Origin of the sequence: Psychrobacter sp. Pi2-52 (genome assembly GCF_904846705.1) — a bacterium.
In the GTDB taxonomy this organism is placed as follows: Bacteria; Pseudomonadota; Gammaproteobacteria; order Pseudomonadales; family Moraxellaceae; genus Psychrobacter.
Window position 1 is genome coordinate 21,717 of sequence record NZ_CAJHBS010000004.1, and the last position, 22,411, is coordinate 44,127.

A 22,411-nucleotide genomic window follows, 5' to 3' on the forward strand; every position below is an offset into this window, starting at 1 on the left:
ACCAAAAAAAGCCAGACTATCGTTTATAGATAGTCTGGCTAATGAAAAGTAAAAATTTTACTATAAAATCTAATAATACTCAGTTTCTAATACTAATATCAAAAACAGCATAGACTTTTAAACTTTATCGTCTTTTTCGCGTGATAAAGGTGATTGGCGTTCTAAAGGTTTGATGTCACTATCACTTGCTTCCGTATTGATCTCGTCAGGTGGTGCAATATGACGATTATGATTATTGCCCATACGCTCGTTAAGATGTGACTCAGCATCACGATGTCGATGATCGAGTGCCTCTATCTCAGGCTTTGACTCTTCAAAATCTGTCTGCGAATGTACTTCTTTGACAGTATCTTGCTCACTGACCAACTCTACATCGCCATCACTTTCATAACCATGATTAGGATTGGCATCGCCAGTATGATTGTCTGTGTTTGCAGGACTGTCTAGATCGTTAATAGTTAGTTCGTTAGTGGCTAGCTCATCAACGGCAGATGCATCGGTATCCACAGCGATACCATTTTTACTCTGCGCTTGTCTTTTTAGCTGTGCGTAATCAGTCAGTTGGTGAACCGCATTTTCGAGGGCATGAGGATTGTCACGTTCTAGCGCTTCCGATAGATGCTCGTCAAACGTATCGGTCAGTAATGAATCAAAACGCATGGCGTTATATTGAATCAGAACTTCTGCTTCTTCTTCGGTAATGCCGCCATTTTGACTGGCGTGTACCACATGGTCTTCAAAGGTTAGACCTTCAAAGCTGTCTTGATGCTCTGCCTTTTTGAACTTCTGCCACAATGGTTCGATTTCGACCAACGTCTGATAAGCATGTTCCATACGACCAGTCACATCGTCTGCATCTGTATTGTAATAAACCATGGTTTTCAGATAATCGCGGAACGGGTTGGCTGCAAAATCATCCATGAAAGTATCACCCAACTGGCGTTTTAACTCATCGCTTGCTGGAGTAAAGATACGTCCACTTGGGAAAGTTACAAAGCTAACCACATTGGCTGCCATACGATTTGGGAAGTTGGCGAAGAATGACACAAAGGCTTCTTGAATCGTATACAAGCTATTTTGTAGCGCAACTTCGGCATGTAAGCGCTCAGACTCTGACTTACTACCATGCTCATAAAATTGCAAAATAGCAGTCGCAATAAATAGATGACTATGAATATCTGCTAAGCGACCAGATAGCATCTCTTTACGCTTTAAGTCTCCTGCTAGTAGTCCTAATGCCATATCAGCAGTTAGGGCAAAGCTTGCACTTAAACGGTTGATATGTTTGTAATAGGGACGGGTAAAAGCATCTGCGAAACTCGGGGCCTTATCGCTACCACCAATATAACCTGCGACAAAGGCTTTAGCGCCACGGTTAAACGTGTAGCCTAAATGTTTGAAGAAAAGGGTATCAAATTTTTCAGTAGCAGCCGCTTTGTCTTCGCTTTGTAGTAACTGAAGCTCGTCGAATAAATAAGGATGACAACGCATCGCACCTTGACCAAAGATCATGAGTGAGCGGGTCAAAATGTTTGCGCCTTCGACCGTGATAGAGACAGGAATCGCTTGATAAGGTGTCGCTAAGAAATTGCGTGGACCCATTTGCACAGCACGACCACCGACCACATCCATACCGTCGTTAACGACGCTACGCATGGTTTCAGTCGCATAGTATTTGGCCATGGCAGTCATAACAGATGGCGTACCACCTTGGTTTAATCCGCAAGTAACCAAATGACGGAATGCTTCTAACATATAAGTGTTACTTGCCATACGGCTAGTAGCGTCCTGTACACCTTCAAATTTACCTACTGATATCTTGAACTGTTCGCGAACTTTGGCGAATGCACCGACAGATAGGTAAGTCATTTCACTGGCTGATGTCGATAGAGCTGGTAGAGAAATACCTCGGCCAACGCCCAAGCATTCCATCAGCATACGCCAGCCGCGACCAGCGTTCTCAACACCGCCTATAATGTAATCTAATGGAATAAAGACATCTTTACCATCGACTGTACCATTCATAAATGGTGAGCCAATTGGATTATGACGTGGCCCTGTTACCACACCTTCGTGATTAGCTGGAACGAGGGCACAGGTAATGCCGTAATCGGTTTTTTCAGGATTACCAAGCAGACCTTCAGGATCGTGCATTTTGAATGCTAAGCCAACCACAGTAGCGACAGGTGCTAGGGTAATCCAGCGCTTTGAGAAGTTCATGCGTAAGCCAAGCACTTGCTCGCCTTCGTGCATGCCGTAACAGACCACACCTGTATCAGGAATCGCACCTGCATCAGAGCCGGCTTCGGGCCCAGTCAAACCAAAGCAAGGTACTTCATCACCTTTCGCAAGACCTGGCAACCAGCGCTGCTTTTGCTCGTCCGTACCGTAATGCATCAATAGCTCACCAGGGCCAAGCGAGTTGGGAACCATACAAGTCACAGCGGCAGTTGGCGAGCGCGAAGCGATTTTACTCATTACGCGGCTTTGCGCATAAGAGCTAAATTCTAAGCCGCCAAATTCTTTTGGAATGATTAAACCTAAGAAACCATTACTTTTGATAAATTGCCATGCCTCAGGTGATAGGTCTTTATCTTTATGCTGGATTTGCCATTCATCAAGCATGGCACATAAGGTTTCTACTTCATTATCAATGAAGCTTTGCTCTTCTTCTGATAGTTTTGGGTAAGGGTAACTGGCAAAAGTATCCCAGTTTGGCGCACCCATGAATAGCTCTTTTTCCCACCAACTAGTACCCGCATCAAGTGCTTCACGCTCCGTATCACTCATACTCGGCATCGCACCGCCCAGCGCCTTATATACAGGTTTAGTGATTAACGATTGGCGAAGCGGTGCAATGAGTAAGACCAAGCACAGTAATGCCATTGGTATACCCAAAATGAGCGACCATGGGCTGATAATTGCGGTAACGATAACCGTAATCAGGGCGACGACGCTACCGGTGACCCGTGATAAGGACAACAAAAAGATGGCCAAGACCACGGCTAACTGAATGATGACTGCCAAAATAAACAAGCCAATTGCCATGACTATCTCCTTTAAAGCGCTGAATAAAAAATGCGAAAAGTACGTGAATGAAAGAGCTAACTATAATTGTTTTTCGTCTTGCCATTCACTGTCTTACAAGTAAATCGAATGATTTGTTAATCCATAAATGCTCGGTTTTACGTCTCTTAAGTACTAGTATTAACGGTCTAGTAAGTAATTGACAAATAAATGACAAGAATGGCTACTAATATGAAACAGTTGTCGATAACTATCAAGAGCCAAAATGCTACGCTCTGTCGATGATATGTATCAAACATAATTGTTTGCAGGTTAATCATATGTCTAGTTGGAACACGTAGCTAGCTATTATCGAAAACTAGCCAAAGAGCTAACCAAAAGGGGAAAGGCAGCTTTCGGCATAAGACAAAGTGTCGTTACGTCCGACGATAATGTGATCGACAAGCGAGATATCCAACAGGTCACAGGCTTTTTTTAGCTCGTAGGTCAATAAATTATCTGCCGTTGATGGTTTGGCATCGGTATGAGGATGATTGTGGGCGATGATAAGTTGGCTAGCAGCATGGCTTAGTGCATGTCGCAATACGTGCTTGATACAGACGGAACATGATGAGATACCACCCGTGAATAATATCTCAAAGTTTAAAAGGTTCAACGCATTATCCAGACAGAGTACCGCAAATACTTCACGGTGCTCACCGCGCAACTGGGTGCTGATATAGTCTTTGACTGCTTGTGAACGTCCTAGTGCTTGCCCAGTTTTGAGTTGGCTGTCCAGATAGCGCGTACCCATCTCAAGTGAAGCTAATATTTGGGCGTACTTTGCAGGTCCCATACCATGGCAGGCAAGAACCGTCTTTTGAGGGGCGGCTAATAGCTCGGCTAAGCTACCAAACTGATCAATCAAATGCCGCGCTAATTCAATCGCTGATTGAGACTGAGTACCCGTACGCAAAAATATGGCCAGTATCTCGGCATCAGACAAATGAGCTGCACCAAATTTTAAAAGTTTTTCGCGTGGCCTGTCATCCTCGTGCCAGTCTTTGATCGCCATTGTCACTCCTTGAAAATGGGTTGATACTCGTTATCTGAGATAGATACGGAAAATCTTACCCAATTTATCTCATAATTGTTACTATAAGCGCAATTTTATCTTTTCACTTTTTTGTTGATGCCACGCTTATGTCCAATATTGTGCTTGCTATTACTGGCGGTATCGCCGCTTATAAATCTGCTATATTTGCCCGCTTGTTAGTCAAGGCAGGCTTTGATGTGCGCGTTATCATGACGACAGGCGCACAAGCATTTATCACACCGCTGACGCTACAAGCGTTGACTGGTAACGAAGTGCATGTCTCGTTGCTCGATGAGCAAGCAGAGGCAGGCATGGGGCATATTGAGCTGGCTAAGTGGGCCGACTTAATCGTGATTGCACCTGCTTCAGCCAATACGCTTGCGCGTCTGGCCATGGGTATGGCTGATGATTTATTGACCACAGTGTGCCTTGCTACTACTGCGCCTGTCATTATTGCGCCTGCCATGAATCAGCAGATGTGGGCGCATCCAGCAGTCAATCTAAATGTGCAAACATTGCGCGATATGAATTATCAAATTATCCAGCCAGCTAGCGGTGAGCAAGCATGCGGTGATGTCGGAGCAGGACGATTGCCTGAGCCTGAGCAATTATTGGATGAGGTGTTGCTGTTCATAGCGATGAATACGACGCCACAATTACTGGCAGGTAAAAGAGTAGTTATTACTGCAGGTCCAACAGTAGAGGCGATTGACCCTGTGCGTTATTTGTCTAATCACTCTTCAGGAAAAATGGGCTTTGCATTGGCACGTGCCTGTGTGGCTGCTGGTGCAGACGTTGTCTTAATCGCTGGTGGTAAAGTGGCATTGCCCACGCCGCTTAATGTCACACGAATCGATGTGCTGTCTGCCGAAGATATGCTGATAGCGGCGCAGCAATGTGTGGAAGGTACGCATAGCGAGCTTCAATTAGTCTTTGAAGATGAGCATGACCATTCTCATGAGCATATGCACGATCACTCTCATAACCATTCCCATTCTCACGAACATCATCATGGCGACTGTGGTTGCGGTAATGACGATGTAGGCGACCATAACCATAATGACAATCATGACTTGCTACAGTCTTATGATGACAACCAATTTGTAAAAGCAGATATCTTTATCGCCACCGCCGCCGTGGCAGATTATCGTACGGAAGAAGCTGCACCACAAAAAATTAAAAAGACACAAGATGCCATGACGCTCAGTTTGGTTAAAAACCCTGATATTCTAGCGGCAATTTCTCTTGCACATCCAGAGCTATTTGTCGTTGGCTTTGCAGCAGAGACGCAAGATGTTGAGCGTTATGCCCGTGGTAAGTTGGTAGCAAAAGATTTGGATATGATTGCTTGCAATGATGTCTCACGTGCAGATATCGGTTTTGCTAGTGATGACAATGCGATGCAGGTGTTTTTCTCTGAGCGCTATGAGCGTGACGCGGTAACACTTGAGAAGACCAGTAAAGATAAAATTGCTGAGCAACTAGCTAGCATTATTGGTCAAGCAATCGGTCAACGTAAAGATAGTTAGAGCTACAGGCGCTAAATCTGATAGCTAGCATGTAGATAGTGTGTAGATACAGACGCTGAGCCTAAAATGGTGTGACCGATATGATGAATATAGCTGGTAACGATAGCACTCAGATGCTAGTGCTGACGATCATTTTTGCGCTTGCTTCACTGCTACATGGTATTAGCGGACTTGGCGCAACGCTAGTAACGACCACTGCGCTTGCTAGTATGTACCCACTGCAACACGCCATTGTGTTAGTGATTTTCCCCTCGCTAGTCGTTAATGTGATGACATGGCTAGTAGGCGGTGAACGCACCATTTGGCAAAACTTTATCTACTACGGCAGATGCTATTGGTTGCTTGCGCTTACTAGCCTATTGGGTAGCATTTTAGGTGCGAAACTATTGCTATGGGTCGATAGCGCTTATATCCTCTTATTGTTGGCCGCGGTCATTGCCTTCTACGTCGTGAGTAGCTTACTCGGCAAACAAATCCGTCTACCAAACACCAAGCCTATGTTGATTGCCGTTGGTTTTGGTGCAGGCGTGATTGGCGGCTCGACCAATGCAATGTCGACCATCCTGATGATGTATTTACTGTCTGCCAGTGACGATAAAAACACCATCGCCAAAGTCGGTAACATGTGCTATTTCTTAGGAAAGATTGCTCAAATTATCGTGCTGCGTGAGCCTATCATGGCATTGAGCAGTGGTGAGTGGCAGCTGATTACTTTTTTGAGTGTGTTATCTATAGTGACTCTTTTGGTTGGAATCCGTTTGCGTCGCTATTTACCGCAAGCGCGTTTTCGTCAGCTTATTTTATTGATTTTAATCGTGCTTGGAATACGCGTTGGTTGGCAAGGCATTACGGCATTATTATAACTAGAGCATATGAGCCATTCCAACTCTGGAATCGTCTTCACCTTTCAGCGATATGTTATTAGACCAATTCTTCAAAAAATATCTGCTGCGCCAAACGAAAGGTATTGCAGTGCGCCTCGACCACATCTTCGATATCTTCTGAGTAGCCGCCACCCATCACGATAGCGACAGGGATATTGGCGGCTTTTGCTTGCTGCAGAACGTATTCATCACGCGCCTTGCATCCTGCTTGTGTCAAACCAAGTTTGCCGAGCTTATCGGTAGCGAGCACGTCGACAGCAGACTGATAAAAAATCATATCTGGCGCAACCTTAGCGATTAAGCGTGGCAGCGTATCTTCTAATATCTGTAAATACTCAGCATCGCCCGTATCATTGTCTAGCTCAATATCTAAGTCTGATACCTGCTTACGAAACGGGTAGTTCTTTGCCCCATGCATGCTAAAGACGAAAACGCGGGGCTCATCTACCATGATACTGGCATTGCCATTGCCTTGATGAACGTCCAAATCGATAACTAAAATTTTCTGTGCCTGTCCACGATTTAACAATAAATTGCTAGCGATACAAACATCATTAAATACGCAAAACCCTTCTCCATGACCAGCAAAAGAGTGATGGGTGCCGCCCGCGACGTTCATTGCCACGCCATATTGCTGAGCATATAGCGCGCACTCATACGTTGCATGGGCAATATAACGACCGCGCTCCACCAACTGCGGCGTCATCTCAAATCCGATCGCACGAGCAGCCTTGCGCGGCAGTGTTTGGGTTTTAAGCTGATACCAGTACTCTGCGGTATGGGTGGTCAAAACCTCATCTTCGCTCAAGCGAGCAGGGGCAAAGAAGTTATCTTGGCTAATAGTGCCTTCTGCCAGCAAACGCTCAGGAATCATAATGTATTTTTGCATAGGGAAGCGGTGCTTTTCTGGCACGGAGTAGCGAAAGACGTCAGAGTAGGCGATTTTTAGCATAAGATTTCTAGCTTAGTATTGATGGTTTTTTGGATAGAAAAATAAAGAGATAAGTATCCGCGATCGTAGATTATGGCTTGATTAAACAACCAGTTTATCGAATGAACTTAATTATCGAACGGACTGAACTATTGAACAAACTGAGTCGGTAAAAAGAACGTGCGCGCGTCTGACTGTTGACGTAGCTCGACAAGTAGCGTTTGCATGTCTTCAGCAGGTTCTTGATTATTAACCAAGTTGCCAAAAAGCTCGTTGGCGACCGTAGTCATCGCAACCACGCTTTGTAGTAAATGCTCAATAATCTCATTATCTATACCGACTGCTTCGACATCGATAGCATTTTTGTAGCGTATCTCACCATCGTTGACATCCATCTCTAGATTACCGACTAGCATGTCATAGTTGATTTGGGTGATGAGTAGCATCGCGGCACTTTGATGAGTTTCTGGTATCAAAAATGGCAAGATGCCGTAGATGGCTAATAGTTTGTTTTTTTCTTGCACCCGAAACAGATAGCCACAGTTTATTTGCTTATGACGCATTCTCAAGGATAAATGATGCGATTTTTGGCTGTCGTTGGTTTTGGGTCGATAATGCGTGTAGTGCCATTGTTTGTCATTGAAGTATTGCTTTAAGCAGTCGACGATAGGCGTGTTACTTTGGTTTTGAGGCTCTGCACTTGCGATATCGGTTTTTAAGTTATCGGTTTTGAGTTGAGATGTATTTGTTTGCGCTTGAGGGTTATTCTGTTCGCTGCCCTGATTCGCCTCTAACTCATGAGAGATATCAGAGACAGTAATATCAGTAGCTTGAGAACTGATATTAGAAATATCAGCCGACATATTTTTTGTATTATTAATCTCGCTATCAGCAAGTGATGCATGCCCTTGCTCGTTTGCACCATCAATGACTGACTGCGGTGCGGCAGAAGTCAGTAACCGTTTGATTTTTTGCCACAAGCTGAGTTTATTGCGTTGACTCATAATAGTATGCTGACAAGTAAGGGTTGTAAATTAATCGTGAGTGAATGCCAAGCCTTCTTTAATAGCAGGCTGTGCATAGAACGCTGCTAGCATTTCACGAATATGAGCTGTCAACCAAGGCGTCGCAATCGCATCGTACACGATAGGCAGTAGAGCGGTGCTACCTTGCTTCATCGCCTCTTCGTCAATGTGCAAACTCGCGGCGATGGTAGCCATCGTGTCAGACTGATGATTGGCATACCAAGTGTCGATGCTCGCTGATACCAAACTGTGCAGATATGGTGACAGTCGCAGGCGATTATAGCTTTGTTGGATACTGGCTTCGATATGGTCAATGCTACTATTACCGGGCTCATCGCTTAAATAGGTTTGTAGTTCACTAATTGGTTGGTCTTTGATACGATCCCAGCCCATTACCATCAGGCGTGCCACTTCTTCATTTGATAAGTGTTCTTGGGCATTGGCTTCGGCTTTGCGCGTCAAATCTTTGATATTGCGATGCAAGTAGGTTTGTAGTTTTTCATCGAGGTTTCTGTTGGTCGCCTTTTCGAAAGAGCTACGCCCAAGCTTCATCAATTTACCAACGCCACCTGCTTTATCGAGGGTGCTTTCCATAAAGTCGTTGATAGCGTGATAGAGTGTTTGGGTCAATAAATCCGCAAAGGTTTCGTTACCGACTAGCGTATGAATCAATATATTGCGCTGCTGCTCATGGCTACCGATATAGTTGGCCAGCGTTTCGACTTGGGCATCATCGACCAACTCAGACAAAGGCACGTTGTCATTGACTGGATGATAAATAATAGTGTGCAAAATATCACGGATGTCGGTACGCATCACCTCAGTCATCGGCTGATTTAACAGCCAGTCTTTCATCAGCTGCTGTAAATGATCGCAGGCAATATATTTGCTTAAAGGCTGCGCACCAAACCATTGCCAACCTTCCATCGCTAGTGGCTCAGCTTGATTGTGCAACCACTGCTGCATAAAGTTGACTTGAGCATCAATCAAGCCATCTACTGTCAAACGGCTGGCTGATGGCTCTTTTGAAAAGTTAGTTTCTGCGTTGTCATTTTTAGTTTCTGCAGCAGTATTAGGTTTTTGGCTATCTTGTGAAGTCGGCATAGGTTTTGAAGTCATATTTTAAAGTCGTATTTTTTTGAGGTCGTACTTTTTGAAGTCAGAGTAATCGACAATTTGTTATACTGTGTGTTTGTAGCGAGCATAGGGTATTATGCCACGAACATTGCCTGTGTTTGTGATGAATATTGATTGCTGCTTGATAAATAACCAGAGGTTTTGATGACGGTTTTGGATACGCCTTTACTTGCACTTGAGGAGCTGACGGTTCAGCGCGGTGAGATACCGCTGTGCGAAGGAGTTGCGTTGCAGCTATCTGCTGGTAGTATTTGCCATCTAATCGGGGCAAATGGGACGGGAAAGACCACGTTACTCATGCAGTTGGCTGGATTGTTACCTGTTTTGTCAGGTGAAGTTACTTATCAAGGACAATCGTGCTTGCCCATCCAGCCTTTATATGTCTCGCACCAGTTGGGCATTCATCCGAATTTGACAGTGGCACAAAACCTGACGTTTCTACTGAACCTATATGGTATTACGCCAAGCGCTGCTGATATTGACGATGCACTCACATGGGTTGGGCTACAAGGGTTTGAAACGATCAGCTCAAGTCATCTGTCCGCTGGGCAAACGCGCCGCATCACGCTGGCGCGATTGTACCTACTAACTCCTGATGTGACACCGCTCTGGTTACTTGATGAGCCTTTCACTGCGTTAGATGTCGATATGGTGGCACGTATGGAAGAGCGGTTATGCGAATTTGCACAGGCTGGCGGGTCGATACTAATGACCAGTCATCAGGCAGTCGGTGTCGCCAATCAGGTACTCGATTTATCAGATTATATGGTATAAGTTTGATTGCTATCAGTACCATCAGTATATGTGCAAGGACAAATAATGACAGACAGTCCAATACAAGTAGGATCTGTAGTAGCCATGAATAAAAGTCCAAATGCTATTGTCGCAGTGCCTCGCAGTATTGGCTTCCTGCAGCTATGGCGACGCGAATGGCAAGTCAAGCAGCAAGGAGCGGTACAGTGGTTGTACCCATTAGTGCTGTTCTTAGTGATTATTACTTTGTTTCCGTTGGCAGTTGGTAGTGAGCCTGCGCTATTGCAGCGTCTGGGCGTATCAGCAGTGTGGATTGCTGCGTTGCTGTCACTGGTAATGGGCGTTGATGGATTATTCAAGCCTGCGCTTGATAATGGTACGCTTGCGCAATTGGTCGTGGCCAAAGCGTCACTACCGCTATGGGTACTGATTAGACTGGTCATTCATTGGATTTTTAGCAGTGGTATTGTGGCAGCGCTTAGCTTGCTTGCCGTGCCGTTATTTCAGCTTAGTTGGTTTGAAGCGTGGATATTGATGGCTTCTATTGTGACAGGTAGCCCGATGCTCCTAATGCTATCCGCGATTGCCAGTAGTTTGACGCTATCATTGAAGAATGGGGCAGTATTGGTGCCTTTGATTGCTTTACCGATGCAGTTGCCAGTCTTGATTTTTGCTACAGGTGCAGTTGATTTATTTGCTTCTGGGCTGAACGGTTTGCCTATTTTAGCCTTATTACTAGCAGGAAGTATTGTTTCTGTCTTGGTCATGCCATGGGTGATTGCTACAACTTTAAAAATGTCATGGCTCAATTAAACGATTTGCTTGTTGCAATCCTAAAGTCCAGTTGTCGAAATTTGATTAGCTAAACCCATTTATCTCAACCTAGCCATCGAAATCTAGTTATCTGTATCACATGTATTAACATCGTGGTGAAAACTGGCAATTTTGCTATAATAGTCAATTGAATACGTAAACAGCTCTTTGTAGATTCTATCCAGTGTTTAACGCCAGCAGGTGAGTTGATAGTGGTGCTTTGGTAGACCGCATCCTTTATCGCCAGTAAGCTGTGTAATAGGTTTCTTCCCATGCCCAACCTGAATAACGTCTCATCCCCTAGCTTGTGGCAGCGCATTTGGCAGGGTTTCTTGACCACTGTGGGTACTAAGCAGTTTTTCCGTATCTTTAGCCCTTGGGTCAAGTGGTTAGCCATATTGGCCAGTCTCTGTTTGCTCATTGGTAGCGTATGGGGCCTTGCTTTTGCACCGCCTGATTATCTTCAGGGCAATAGCTATCGCATTATATTTATCCATGTTCCAGCGGCCAGTCTTGCCATTTCTATCTATTTTTCTCTTGCGGTTCTGGGAGTGATCTATTTGGTATGGAAGATTAAGACGGCCAGTTTGGTCGCGCAGGCACTTGCCCCAATGGGGTTTTTACTGTGTGTCATTAGTTTGCTTACAGGCTCTATCTGGGCAAAGCCAACATGGGGTACTTACTGGGTGTGGGATGCACGCCTTACATCAATGCTGATATTGGCGTTTCTATACGCAGGCGTGATGGCGTTGTTTGCCGCTTTTGAGCATACGGCCAATCGCGGTAAAGCGGCTGCTATTTTATCTATCGTGGGTGCAGTGAACCTGCCTATTATCAAGTACTCAGTAGAGTGGTGGAATACCTTGCATCAAGGCGCGACCTTTAGCTTGACCGCCGCACCGAAGATGTCGGCAGATATGTGGATGCCCTTGTTACTGATGATTATCGGCAGCTATTTACTGGTTGCGACATTAGCAATTTATCGTACCAACACGCTGATTTTATACCGTGATCAAGGCAAAGCGTGGGTCAAAGAATACATTCGTGGTCAACACAAATAACGGCTAGGAAAATACTATGCAGCCTTACTTTTATAGCGTATCTGAGTTTTTCGCCATGGGTAAGCATGGGGTTTTTGTGTGGTCGTGCTGGGCGATAACGATCGGCGTGATGTTGGCATTTATTATCTATAGCCGCAGACAGCGACAGTCACTTATCAAACAGCTGACCATCCAGCAAGCTCGTCAAGCACAACGCACCACCAAAACCTCAACGCCTGTAACCAAACAAGCTGAATAAAAATCATCTTAATATCAGGGCTTTAGCGTAAGAAGCCGTATCCTTACACTGACAAAAATATGACCTTATAGGCAGTGATGAGGCTTATTGATTTGTCTGAAAAATGCTACCATATAGCGATTAGAAGAGTACGATTAGAAAGACATTTTTAGAACGTTTTTCTAATGGTAGTTTCTTCAAATTTTTCTGTTTTATAGATTGATTATGGTTTATAAAACAGTGACTCATTAATGGGGTAGTGGTATGAATGCAGTTCGTCGGAAAAAACTGACGTGGGTTATGTTTACGCTGGTAGGTGCGGCAGTAGCAGTTATGTTGGTTATCTATGCCATCGGGCAGCAAACTGACTACTACTTTGATGCAACTGCGATTGCCCAAGGTGAAGCGCCTCAAGACAAACGTATTCGTGCTGGTGGTATGGTGGTTGCTGGTAGTGTGCAGCGTGCAGCAGACAACCCATTAAATGTTGAGTTTGCGATTACTGATTTTCAATCAACCGTGCCAGTGACTTACCAAGGTATCCTGCCAGATTTATTTGCTGAAAATTCAGGCGTCGTGGCTACGGGTAAAATGCAGGGCGATACTTTCGTTGCTGGGGAAGTACTGGCTAAGCATGACGAAAACTATATGCCACCAGAAGTTGCTAAATCTATGAAAGAAAATAATCGCAGCGGAGCGATACCTACTTCTGAACAGTATAATCCTGCTGAAAAGATTCATGAGACCGAAACGCTACAGCAGTAATGATTTTGAGCTTTCGTACCATATAAAAAAGCCACCGATAATCGGTGGCTTTTTATTTTGCTGCGTTTAGCTAATCAGTTAATCGTACTTATTAACCCTGTTAGTCATCCCATACTGGGCTATAGTCAGGGTGCTCAATTTTACGACCGTCAGAGCTGGCTAAGTTACCGATTTTTTCTAACTCATCTGCACTTAACTCAACCTTAATGGCATCTAGATTGCCTTGCAAGTGATCAGGGTTAGATGTTTTTGGAATAGCCACACGATGCTTGTCTGATAAGATCCAAGCTAGTGAGATTTGTGCTGGTGTGACGTTGTGCTTATTTGCAATCTCTTTAATCACTTCGTTATCAAATACATCACCACGCGCTAATGGCGAGTAGGCTTCTAGTAGAATATGATGATTATTCAAGAAGGTCTGCAATGTGTTTTGCTTAATAAACGGATGAAACTCTACTTGGTTCACGACGATAGGCACATCAGCATATTTCTTGGCTTCGATGATATTAGCGATATTGAAGTTTGAAACACCAATATGACGCGTCAAGCCTTGCTTTTGGAGTTCACACAGCGCAGGAATGGTCTCAGATAATGGCACGCGGTCATCAGGCCAGTGCAATAGCAACAGATCGACATAATCTGTACCCAAATCTTCCAAAGAGCGTTTTGCTGCTGCAACTAGTTTTTCTGGCTCAAACTTCATATCATCTGGGAAAATCTTGGTAGTCAAAAAGAACTTATCACGAGCCACGCCTGACTGTCTGATACCTTCGCCAACTTCTTTTTCATTACCATAAGCTTGAGCGGTATCGATATGCTCATAACCCATTTCTAACGCTTTTTTGACCACATCTACACAATCTTGCCCAGTTGACTGCCAAGTACCTAGGCCTAGGATTGGGATATTTGCTTGGCCAGCGGTACGAATATTATAGTTTTTAGCGCTCATATTATTATCCTTGTTATGTGTATTTTATAATTTTTCATTAGTTTTAAATGTCATCAATAGTATGGTCTAACGAGTAAATCACTATTGAGCCTGTCCACTATAGGAAAAACCAAGGACAAGTGGAAGCGTGAGTGACGGTTTCCTACAAAGGGCAAACAGGCTGTAACGTGATTTTTAATAGTTATTTGATACTCAGTTAGTCTTTTGATAACGGTATTGGAAGACAGCACTCCCAAAATTAAAGACAAAAAAACGCCCATCACTTTAAGTAATGGGCGTTTATATTAATCATAACACTTAAAAAACTAGGTACTTTTGATTTAAAGTCTTACTGAGCAGCAGCTTCTGCAGTTTCTGAAGCGTCAGCGCTTTCAGTTTTAGCAGTAGTGTCCATATTCGCGCTGTGGTCAGTACCCCAGATTTTTGGGTACTTGTAGCCAGGGAACGTTTCATGAGCGTACTTTTTGAAAGCTTCTGAGTTATAAGCGTTGGTCACATCTTCAACCCATTTTTTACCAGTATCAGCAGATTTGATCGCTGACCAGTTTACATAAGCAAAGCTTGGCTCTTGGAACAATGCTTCGGTCAATTTGATACCAGAGTCAGTAGCATAGTTACCGTTGATAACTGCGAAGTCAACTTCATCACGTGCGCGTGGTAATTGAGCAGCTTCTAGCTCAACGATTTCGATATCGTATTTGCTGTTGTCAGCAATATCAGCTTTTGACGCAGTCAATGGATCGATGTCGTCTTTTAGGGTAATCCAACCAAGATCATCCATCATTACCAAAGCACGAGCAAAGTTACTTGGATCGTTTGGTGCAGAAACACTCATACCTTTGAATGCAGCGTCAAGGCTAGTCTTTTTACCTGAGTAGATGCCAAGTGGAGCCGTTGGTACTTGGAATACTTCAACCAAATCAAGGTTGTTTTCTTTTTTGAAGGTATCAAGGTAAGGCTTATGTTGGAAGATGTTGATATCCAAATCGCCTTCAGCCAATGCAAGGTTAGGACGGACATAATCAGTAAAAGCAATCAACTCAACTTCATAACCTTGAGCTTCAAGCGTGCTCTTCACTTGGTTACGAACCATATCAGCAAAATCGCCTTCAGTCGTACCGATAACAATTTTGGTATGGTCAGGATCGATATCGCTAGCGGCAGTTTCTGCAGTGGCACCCTCGGTTACTGGCTCTTTAGTCGCTTCTGGCGCTGATGAATTGCTGCAACCAACTAAGACTAGACCTGATACACCAACAGCAGCAAATGCGGTAGCTAACTGACGGCTGATATCTGTTAATTTCATAATATGTCCTTAATAATGAATGGGGTTGAGTAAAACGTTTATCGTCTGAACATTAAAAAAGCAACATTATAAATAGTAATGCTGCTTTTGTTGTAAGAGCTGAGATAAGGGTTGAGTGTTGCCAAAAATAAACCTAGTCGCTCGTAATGTCAAGTATTCTCTAAAGCGGTTTAACGTTTGTCTAAACGATTGGCGAGCCAGTTACCAGAGGCTTGAATCGAGACGACCATGATGGATAGTACAATCACGATAAAAATCATTACCTCGGTTTGATAGCGATAATAGCCATAGCGAATGGCCAAATCACCCAAACCGCCACCACCAATCATACCAGCCGCCGCTGAATAAGAGAGCAAGCTGATACAAAGAATAGTGACTGACAATACTAAACCTGAGCGAGCTTCATTAAGTAGTACTTTAATAATGGTAAAAGGTCGTGCACCCATTGATTCAGTGGCTTCGATAATACCGCGCGGCACTTCACGTAAATTTTGCTCGACCAAACGCGCAAAATAAAACGAACCAGCGATAGCAAGTACCAGTGATGCAGCGATCGGTCCGATACCCGTACCAACGATGACCTTGGTAAACGGACTCATTGCAATCATCAAAATCACGAAAGGGAAAGCACGCATAAAGTTGGTAATCCCGCCAAGCACACCGTACAACGTCTTGTTTTGCAAAAACTGTCGATCACTAGACAAAAACAAGAATACGCCAAACAGTCCACCGATGACGATTGCTACCGTGGTCGAAATACCAAGCATCACAAACGTATCAATAAACGCGCTCACGATCTCTTTGCGTAACACAAGTAGCTTATCTATAGAGGCGGATAATTCAGTACCAGTTAACATATCTATTTCTCCTGCCTCATTAGTCCTCGACGACTAGGCCTTTGCCAATCGGGGTGGTTGCTTGAATCAGACCGTCTCGCACATCCGCAACTTCTAATAGTTGTCCTTGATGCAATAACGCTGCGCGATCACAAAGTCTACGAATAACACTCATCTCATGGGTCACGATAACGATAGTCACGCCAAGTTGCTCATTGATATCGCGTAGACAAGTCAGCAAACTACGGGTCGTTGCAGGGTCAAGTGCACTGGTTGGCTCATCGGCCAACAATACTTTTGGACTAGGGGCAATCGCGCGGGCAATACCCACACGCTGTTTTTGTCCGCCTGATAGCTGCGCAGGATAGTGACCAGCACGATCGGTTAGATCGACAATCGCAAGACAATCCATGACGCGTTTATGAATGTCGCGACTTGGATAACCAGAGATTTTTAAGTTAAATGCCACGTTGTCAAAGACCGTTTGATTAGACATCAGATTAAACTGCTGAAAAATCATACCGATATTATGACGAGCAATACGCAGCTCACTGGCAGACAGCGTGGTTAGGTCAGTACCGTCTATCACGACTTGACCCGAATCTGGACGTTCAAGCATGTTGATTAGGCGCAATAAGGTAGATTTACCTGCACCTGAATAACCCATTAGACCAAAGATTTCGCCTTGTTTGATAGTCAGAGATGTCGGCTCAACAGCGGTAAACCAATGTGGCTTGCCGTCTTTGTCTTTGATTGATCGGTCGCTTAAAAAACTTTTGGTCACATCGTTTAAGACAATCATGTCATTCATGGAGGGCTCAAAATTTAATAAATTTTTTAATGGTTATAAACGCGTCATCAGGCCTCTTTAAATATGTAAGAAGCTCGTCAAAACGACAACAGTCAATAACCGTATAATAAGGGGCGGTAATATAGCATATTATCAAGCACTTTGGATATGCACATACGTGTCCGGCTTATGATTAATAGCTATTAAGAATAAGCAGTTAAAACGGCAAGTATGAAGGTGACAGCTATCTATATAATGATTGGGATTGATTACTCGTGATAGTTGTAATGAGGATCGTGATGAATGGGGATGGTCACCAAAAATCTAGTATGACCATTTAGCGTATCTGTAATAATACGTCCTTGATGGGCGGTAACGATTTGTGAGACTAACGATAACCCTAATCCAGAGCCTTTGTTTTTTTGCTGCAAACGTACAAATGGGCTAAAGACTTCTTCTCGCTTACCTTCAGGGATACCAGTGCCTTCGTCGATTACAGCCAGTACAGCATATTTTGGCAAAGGACGTTCAGGTTCAGTTTTGGCTTTTTTCATATGCTTAGCAAATAAGCCTTCTTTACGCACAACTGCGCCTGAGTTCTCATTATTTGAGCTATTAGATTTGGCGTCATCTTTCGTATTTTTTGAACCGTTATTTTTAGTAGCGGCATCAGTAGTAGAACTATCTGATTTTTGAACACTGTTCTCGATGAGAGTGCCAGTATTCTCGCTTTCTACGTTGCTTATAGAGTTTGTTGATGCTACTTCAATCAAGCTGGTGTGAGCAGTATTATGAGTGTCGTTAGCAAGGTCAGTAGAATCTGGAACAGCCTTCCAAATAACTTTCTTAATTCTGTCAGTTAACTCACTGGTAAAGCTGTAATAGTCAGCAAGTAGTGATGTTTCGCCAGTAGTAGGTTGGGGTTTGCTAACACTGTCTATTAAGCTTTCATCTGAAAGGTCATTATCAATACTGGTGTCATCATCGCTATCGTTGTTCTCATTGCTGGCAGCTATATCTTCACCGTTTTTATAGATAGTCGGCGTCGGTAGCTCTGCTATCGAGTCAATTGTGTCTGATTTATTTTTATCAACTGAACTAGTAGCTTCATATTTAGCAGTTTTGTGTTCAATTACTTTGGCATCAGCGTTTTCTTCATAATCGTCAAAGTCTAAACTGTTGTAATCGACAAAACTGCTGCATAGCACTGTTTGTAATAGATAGTCGGGCACAGTTCCGGCTTCTTCTATGCTCTGAACACCATATAGTAATACCGTAACAGGTGGCTTGCCATGTAGCATAGCGTTGGTAAGTAAATTACGAATCAAATGAGTCAACATTGATGATTGACCATCTATCACGATATGCTCACCAATCAGTGTGGCTTCAGGATAGTGCTGACGCTCTTGATTTACCAAATCGTATAAATCTAAGTTTTCAACTTGCTGTAAGGCATGACCTGCATCCAAACGGCTAACCAGTAATATGCTTTCCACTAAGTCATTAAGACCTGATAAGTCTCTATTGATGGCTTGTGCCCGTTTATCGAACTTTGCTTTGGTATCAGTTGGCAGCGCACCAGCTAGCATATCCATCATTTCAATCTGTAGTCGGATACGTGTAATCGGTGTACGAAGCTCATGAGAAGCATGTGCCAGTAGCAAGTTATTGGCATCAATTAAGTGTTCAATTTTTTGTGCCGCTTGGTTGAATCCACGTGCTAGTGCAGCGATTTCGTCATTACCACGTGCATTCACTCGCACCGTAAAATCACCATCACCCAATTGAGTCATTTGTTGGCTCAACTGGTCAATCCGCCATGTCATCGTCCGTGCAATCAACCATAGTACACCTGCCATAATGAGCAAGAGTAGTAACGTACCAGTGAACAAGTTCAAGGCTGCAGAAAGGACAGGTTTTTTAGGCGTGAGACGTGATTCATATAATAAGGTATAACCCGTACTGCTATACACTTGGGCTTGTTTGGTAGGTGATGTATCTGCAAGTGATGGAAAAACACGTGAGAATAAAGACGGAGTAGGGGGAAGCTCTAGGGGTAGGTCACTGTTATCGGTTTGCATGAGTAGCCGACCTTCGCTGTCATACAATCCCATTTTCGCTTGCAGTGATTCATCAAAAATATCAAAGCTTTTCTTAACGACAGCCAGCATAAAACGAGACTGCAAACGATTGTCTTTGCTGATGGAGATATTTAATTCGTGTAAGAATGGATCAATTTGTCCTAGAATCTGTGTGGCTAATATTTCTGAGCGAATACCAGCGTCTTTGTCATGAACAAGTTGGGTCAACAGCACCATTGCCACAGCAAATAAAGTAAGTGCCAGCATAACGCTGGCAAATAGTTTGGCAAATACGGAACGAAAACCCAATTGCTGCATTAAACGATCTCTATTATTAAACGCTTGTACCGACTCATGGTATAGAGTTTACACCATGAGTCAGCTAATTAGGCATCCTTTATGGTCATACCTGATCAGTGGCAAATTGATAGCCGACGCCGCGTACGGTAATAATACGCTTTGGTTGGCGTGGGTTGTCCTCGATCAAAGCACGTAGACGCGAAATATGTACATCAATTGCACGGTCAATGTTGTCTGAGCTGTCATCATTTGGCATCGCTTGCCAGAGCTGCTCACGATTCAACACTTTGCCAGAGTGAGTGGCGAAGTAGTGTAACAACTGAAACTGATGCGTGGTTAGACGTACTGGTTGGTCATCGATAGTGACTTCATGACTATCAGGGAACACACTCAAACGGCCAAAGGTTAAGCTGTCTGATTGGCTATCGGCTTGATTTGGTTGCTCATGACGACGAATAACCGCACGAATACGAGCTAAAAGCTCACGTGGCTCAAAAGGCTTGGCGATATAATCATCAGCACCCATCTCCAGCCCCAATACGCGATCGGTTGTATCGCCTTTTGCGGTCAGCATAATAATAGGTACTTTATTGGTCATGTTATTTTTGTTGCCACGAATCTTTTGACATACTTGCATACCGTCCATATCAGGCAGCATAAGATCCAATACAACCAAGTCAATATCGCGCTCTTTGGTGTCTAATAAATCGAGACCTTCTTGGCCAAGACCAGCATGATGCACATCATAATAGTTCATGGTCAAATAATCGCTGATCAGCTCAGCCAAATCTGGATCGTCTTCAATCAATAAAATCTGCTTACTCATGGAGTGTCCTCTAATTGTTATTGTGATTTATAAAAATATAACGTTTCTGGTAATAATGACTGTTGGTAATAATAAACAGTTAAACCTCAGCCTCTATGTTTTCAAATATACAGAATAGTGAATAATTAAATATGAGTCGTATTTCAATACTCGGATAATGCTATATATAGTAGGGTCATATTGCCTAATTATGCTGTTACAAAACAAGAGAAGCTTTGTTAATGTTTCTACGCAATGTAACTGTCAGCATAAGCTATTATGACACAATGACTTTTTTACCTTTAGAATCAACAGGTAAGTCCGCCAAACAAATCAAGCTATCATTGCTCACACCTGCTATCAAATACTGCTGCGTAGTAGGATCGTATTCAACTACTTCAATAGGTTGGCGCGTTAAACGCTGATCTTGACCTATAATCCAAACATTTGCAGTCAATGGTTGTAGCGGCATATAAGGAGGAGTTTGCAACTCTGTCAGATCAACATCATGTAGCGCGCGCTTAGGTACGATAGTACCGACATCTATTTGACCATAATTGACGCGGCCTGTGACTTTCATATTTGGTAATAATTTATCACGACTAACTTCGTTGTCGATGACATTAACATAGACCAAGAGCTTTTTGGGCTGACTGGTCGATACCAGTTTGCTGACCTGTCCCGTAAACTTGTCTGAGACACCTTCGGCGGTAAAATTGACTGTCTGACCAACGGAAAGCTGTGGTTTTGCTTGTATAGCCAGGGTAGCCATAAAGTGCAGTTTGGTCTCGTCACTGATCTGTAGTAGAGACGTGCGCGCCGTTAACTGTTGTCCTGCATCAGCAGATAAGCTTTCTACTCGACCCGAAAAGCTGGCATGAATGGTAATCGAATTATACTGCATATCTTGTTTAGCAGTATTAACGTCTGCATTCTGACTAGTAGGGATGTTGCTATCAGTATCTATCGCAGATTTTGCTTCTAAATTTTTATCATTGTTAGTCTTTCTTACAACAGCGATATCTGCGTCTGGCGCAGCTTGTGCGGAGTTAGCATCAGAGTTTTGCGTATCTTCTTGATTGTTTTGATTAGTACCCCCTGATTCTGAATTACCTTGTTCAGGCTTTTTCAAATCTTCAGCTTTGCTAGCCGTGCCCGTACGTCTAAAGACCAGCAATGGCGTGCCTTTTTCTACCCATTGACCTTCACTAACCAGTGTCTTTTCTATACGAATCGGATGTACCGCAACAAATGTAGTCTGCTTGATAGGTTCGATATTACCTTGTAAGCCGAGACTCGGCTGATACCTTGAAGGTTTGATACTCAAGATATGTTCTGGCGTCATTGTGACACTATCACTTGTGATGATAAGAGGCGTGTCTGCGGTCTCTGCTTCAGTGTCAGTAACAGTCGATTCATTTACAGGTGACGGCTGACAAGCAGCGATAAATAGCACGCTGAATAAATAGAGGATTTTTCTTAAATGTCTAGAAGCTGTCATAACAGTCACCATTGTAATCGTCATATTATTATATAGTGAATTGTAACGTGGTGGAACGACTGTAAAATATTTACTAAACTTAAGAAAGCTGATGAATCGAATACTAAGCAGAGTTGAAGTTATATCTTTAATAAATAAGAACAGTTATTTATGATACTAATGAGTTCGAACATAATTTTACTAATTACTGGAAAAGCAATAATAACTGTGCTAAAACAAACACTATAAAATGCATTGATACATTTTTATTACAAATGAAAATTATCCAGTAATATCATTGCCAGTTATATACAATACAAAATTATAATAACGATGCCTTTTATTTGAACTCTAATCTATTTATATGTCAAAGAACGGATTTATGATTAATTGGAATCATTGTTATATGTGACTTTCTTCTTGGATATGCGCAGGGTAAGTTAACCTATCCAAGGCACTTAAATAACGCTAGATTTTGTAAGATTAATAATAAAGTGCGTATAGTACGTTATATTGATACCGCGATTAGTCATTAGGCATCAATTGTAGAAGATTCGCTGTTATCACAAACTTCAACGCAGACAATGCAAATATAGGTACTTATATCGATCTGACAAGAGATGATATAAAAGTTTAAAATAGCCAAG

At 43.2% G+C, this 22,411-nt stretch carries 18 protein-coding genes and 1 pseudogene; 7 read left to right on the plus strand and 12 right to left on the minus strand.

The window, feature by feature from the left end; translation table 11 throughout:
* Window positions 1-117: 117 nt before the first annotated feature.
* Both JMY00_RS03415 and radC read right to left on the minus strand, forming a co-directional pair.
* Entirely contained in the window at window positions 118-3,048 is a 2,931-nt protein-coding gene (locus JMY00_RS03415; RefSeq protein ID WP_201579137.1) for an acyl-CoA dehydrogenase, read from the minus strand.
* Window positions 3,049-3,397: 349 nt separating this feature from the next.
* Entirely contained in the window at window positions 3,398-4,081 is a 684-nt protein-coding gene (gene radC, locus JMY00_RS03420; protein ID WP_165597972.1) for a DNA repair protein RadC, read from the minus strand.
* A gap of 128 nt (window positions 4,082-4,209) precedes the next feature.
* Here radC and coaBC point away from each other — a divergent pair.
* Window positions 4,210-5,586, plus strand: a pseudogene (gene coaBC, locus JMY00_RS03425) (bifunctional phosphopantothenoylcysteine decarboxylase/phosphopantothenate--cysteine ligase CoaBC); the annotation flags it as partial.
* A 125-nt stretch (window positions 5,587-5,711) separates the two neighbouring features.
* The gene (locus tag JMY00_RS03430) at window positions 5,712-6,494 is read left to right on the plus strand and encodes a sulfite exporter TauE/SafE family protein (protein ID WP_201579139.1); all 783 of its coding nucleotides are present in this window, start codon (window positions 5,712-5,714) and stop codon (window positions 6,492-6,494) included.
* A gap of 58 nt (window positions 6,495-6,552) precedes the next feature.
* Here the strand turns inward: JMY00_RS03430 and JMY00_RS03435 are convergent, their stop codons facing one another.
* The 3 genes from JMY00_RS03435 to JMY00_RS03445 form a co-directional block, all read right to left on the minus strand.
* On the minus strand, window positions 6,553-7,467 hold the full coding sequence (locus tag JMY00_RS03435; RefSeq protein ID WP_201579140.1) for a histone deacetylase: 915 nt from the start codon (window positions 7,465-7,467) through the stop codon (window positions 6,553-6,555).
* Window positions 7,468-7,595: 128 nt separating this feature from the next.
* The gene (locus tag JMY00_RS03440; protein WP_201579141.1) at window positions 7,596-8,450 is read right to left on the minus strand and encodes a YbjN domain-containing protein; all 855 of its coding nucleotides are present in this window, start codon (window positions 8,448-8,450) and stop codon (window positions 7,596-7,598) included.
* A gap of 30 nt (window positions 8,451-8,480) precedes the next feature.
* The gene (locus tag JMY00_RS03445; protein WP_240990638.1) at window positions 8,481-9,590 is read right to left on the minus strand and encodes a hypothetical protein; all 1,110 of its coding nucleotides are present in this window, start codon (window positions 9,588-9,590) and stop codon (window positions 8,481-8,483) included.
* Window positions 9,591-9,752: 162 nt separating this feature from the next.
* Here JMY00_RS03445 and ccmA point away from each other — a divergent pair, with 162 nt between their 5' ends.
* The 5 genes from ccmA (at window position 9,753) to ccmE (ending at window position 13,217) form a co-directional block, all read left to right on the plus strand.
* Window positions 9,753-10,382: a heme ABC exporter ATP-binding protein CcmA gene (gene ccmA / locus JMY00_RS03450; protein WP_201579142.1), complete on the plus strand. Its 630-nt coding sequence runs from the start codon at window positions 9,753-9,755 to the stop codon at window positions 10,380-10,382.
* An 84-nt stretch (window positions 10,383-10,466) separates the two neighbouring features.
* A complete protein-coding gene (locus JMY00_RS03455; RefSeq protein WP_160023583.1) occupies window positions 10,467-11,174 on the plus strand; it encodes a heme exporter protein CcmB in 708 nt (235 codons plus the stop codon).
* A 272-nt stretch (window positions 11,175-11,446) separates the two neighbouring features.
* Entirely contained in the window at window positions 11,447-12,235 is a 789-nt protein-coding gene (gene ccmC, locus JMY00_RS03460) for a heme ABC transporter permease CcmC (protein ID WP_057761594.1), read from the plus strand.
* A 16-nt stretch (window positions 12,236-12,251) separates the two neighbouring features.
* Window positions 12,252-12,473 carry a heme exporter protein CcmD gene (ccmD, locus tag JMY00_RS03465; RefSeq protein WP_160023571.1) on the plus strand — a complete coding sequence of 74 codons (222 nt, stop codon included), beginning with the start codon at window positions 12,252-12,254 and terminating at the stop codon, window positions 12,471-12,473.
* 243 nt (window positions 12,474-12,716) lie between these two features.
* Complete coding sequence (ccmE, locus tag JMY00_RS03470) at window positions 12,717-13,217, plus strand: cytochrome c maturation protein CcmE (RefSeq protein WP_201579143.1); 501 nt, start codon at window positions 12,717-12,719, stop codon at window positions 13,215-13,217.
* A 100-nt stretch (window positions 13,218-13,317) separates the two neighbouring features.
* On the opposite strand, the gene JMY00_RS03475 is transcribed toward ccmE, so the two are convergent.
* From JMY00_RS03475 to JMY00_RS03505, 7 genes are all read right to left on the minus strand, one after another.
* Window positions 13,318-14,166, minus strand: coding sequence for an aldo/keto reductase (locus JMY00_RS03475; RefSeq protein ID WP_201579144.1), 849 nt, complete (start codon window positions 14,164-14,166; stop codon window positions 13,318-13,320).
* Between the two features lie 328 nt (window positions 14,167-14,494).
* Complete coding sequence (locus JMY00_RS03480) at window positions 14,495-15,472, minus strand: MetQ/NlpA family ABC transporter substrate-binding protein (protein ID WP_201579145.1); 978 nt, start codon at window positions 15,470-15,472, stop codon at window positions 14,495-14,497.
* A gap of 170 nt (window positions 15,473-15,642) precedes the next feature.
* Complete coding sequence (locus tag JMY00_RS03485) at window positions 15,643-16,329, minus strand: methionine ABC transporter permease (RefSeq protein WP_201579146.1); 687 nt, start codon at window positions 16,327-16,329, stop codon at window positions 15,643-15,645.
* A 19-nt stretch (window positions 16,330-16,348) separates the two neighbouring features.
* Entirely contained in the window at window positions 16,349-17,119 is a 771-nt protein-coding gene (locus JMY00_RS03490) for a methionine ABC transporter ATP-binding protein (RefSeq protein WP_057761581.1), read from the minus strand.
* A gap of 248 nt (window positions 17,120-17,367) precedes the next feature.
* The gene (locus JMY00_RS03495) at window positions 17,368-19,497 is read right to left on the minus strand and encodes a sensor histidine kinase (RefSeq protein WP_201579147.1); all 2,130 of its coding nucleotides are present in this window, start codon (window positions 19,495-19,497) and stop codon (window positions 17,368-17,370) included.
* 85 nt (window positions 19,498-19,582) lie between these two features.
* Window positions 19,583-20,305, minus strand: a complete 723-nt coding sequence (locus tag JMY00_RS03500; protein ID WP_057761578.1) for a response regulator transcription factor — start codon at window positions 20,303-20,305, stop codon at window positions 19,583-19,585.
* A 256-nt stretch (window positions 20,306-20,561) separates the two neighbouring features.
* Window positions 20,562-21,785, minus strand: coding sequence for an efflux RND transporter periplasmic adaptor subunit (locus JMY00_RS03505; RefSeq protein ID WP_201579148.1), 1,224 nt, complete (start codon window positions 21,783-21,785; stop codon window positions 20,562-20,564).
* Between the last annotated feature and the right edge of the window lie 626 nt (window positions 21,786-22,411).

Excerpts from the sequence above, each read along its gene's own strand:
- JMY00_RS03415 (WP_201579137.1), bottom strand. The coding sequence starts at position 3,048 with ATGGCAATTGGCTTGTTTATTTTGGCAGTCATCATTCAGTTAGCCGTG.
- radC (WP_165597972.1), bottom strand. The coding sequence starts at position 4,081 with ATGGCGATCAAAGACTGGCACGAGGATGACAGGCCACGCGAAAAACTT.
- JMY00_RS03430 (WP_201579139.1), top strand. The coding sequence starts at position 5,712 with ATGATGAATATAGCTGGTAACGATAGCACTCAGATGCTAGTGCTGACG.
- JMY00_RS03435 (WP_201579140.1), bottom strand. The coding sequence starts at position 7,467 with ATGCTAAAAATCGCCTACTCTGACGTCTTTCGCTACTCCGTGCCAGAA.
- JMY00_RS03440 (WP_201579141.1), bottom strand. The coding sequence starts at position 8,450 with ATGAGTCAACGCAATAAACTCAGCTTGTGGCAAAAAATCAAACGGTTA.
- JMY00_RS03445 (WP_240990638.1), bottom strand. The coding sequence starts at position 9,590 with ATGACTTCAAAACCTATGCCGACTTCACAAGATAGCCAAAAACCTAAT.
- ccmA (WP_201579142.1), top strand. The coding sequence starts at position 9,753 with ATGACGGTTTTGGATACGCCTTTACTTGCACTTGAGGAGCTGACGGTT.
- JMY00_RS03455 (WP_160023583.1), top strand. The coding sequence starts at position 10,467 with ATGAATAAAAGTCCAAATGCTATTGTCGCAGTGCCTCGCAGTATTGGC.
- ccmC (WP_057761594.1), top strand. The coding sequence starts at position 11,447 with ATGCCCAACCTGAATAACGTCTCATCCCCTAGCTTGTGGCAGCGCATT.
- ccmD (WP_160023571.1), top strand. The coding sequence starts at position 12,252 with ATGCAGCCTTACTTTTATAGCGTATCTGAGTTTTTCGCCATGGGTAAG.
- ccmE (WP_201579143.1), top strand. The coding sequence starts at position 12,717 with ATGAATGCAGTTCGTCGGAAAAAACTGACGTGGGTTATGTTTACGCTG.
- JMY00_RS03475 (WP_201579144.1), bottom strand. The coding sequence starts at position 14,166 with ATGAGCGCTAAAAACTATAATATTCGTACCGCTGGCCAAGCAAATATC.
- JMY00_RS03480 (WP_201579145.1), bottom strand. The coding sequence starts at position 15,472 with ATGAAATTAACAGATATCAGCCGTCAGTTAGCTACCGCATTTGCTGCT.
- JMY00_RS03485 (WP_201579146.1), bottom strand. The coding sequence starts at position 16,329 with ATGTTAACTGGTACTGAATTATCCGCCTCTATAGATAAGCTACTTGTG.
- JMY00_RS03490 (WP_057761581.1), bottom strand. The coding sequence starts at position 17,119 with ATGAATGACATGATTGTCTTAAACGATGTGACCAAAAGTTTTTTAAGC.
- JMY00_RS03495 (WP_201579147.1), bottom strand. The coding sequence starts at position 19,497 with ATGCAGCAATTGGGTTTTCGTTCCGTATTTGCCAAACTATTTGCCAGC.
- JMY00_RS03500 (WP_057761578.1), bottom strand. The coding sequence starts at position 20,305 with ATGAGTAAGCAGATTTTATTGATTGAAGACGATCCAGATTTGGCTGAG.
- JMY00_RS03505 (WP_201579148.1), bottom strand. The coding sequence starts at position 21,785 with ATGACAGCTTCTAGACATTTAAGAAAAATCCTCTATTTATTCAGCGTG.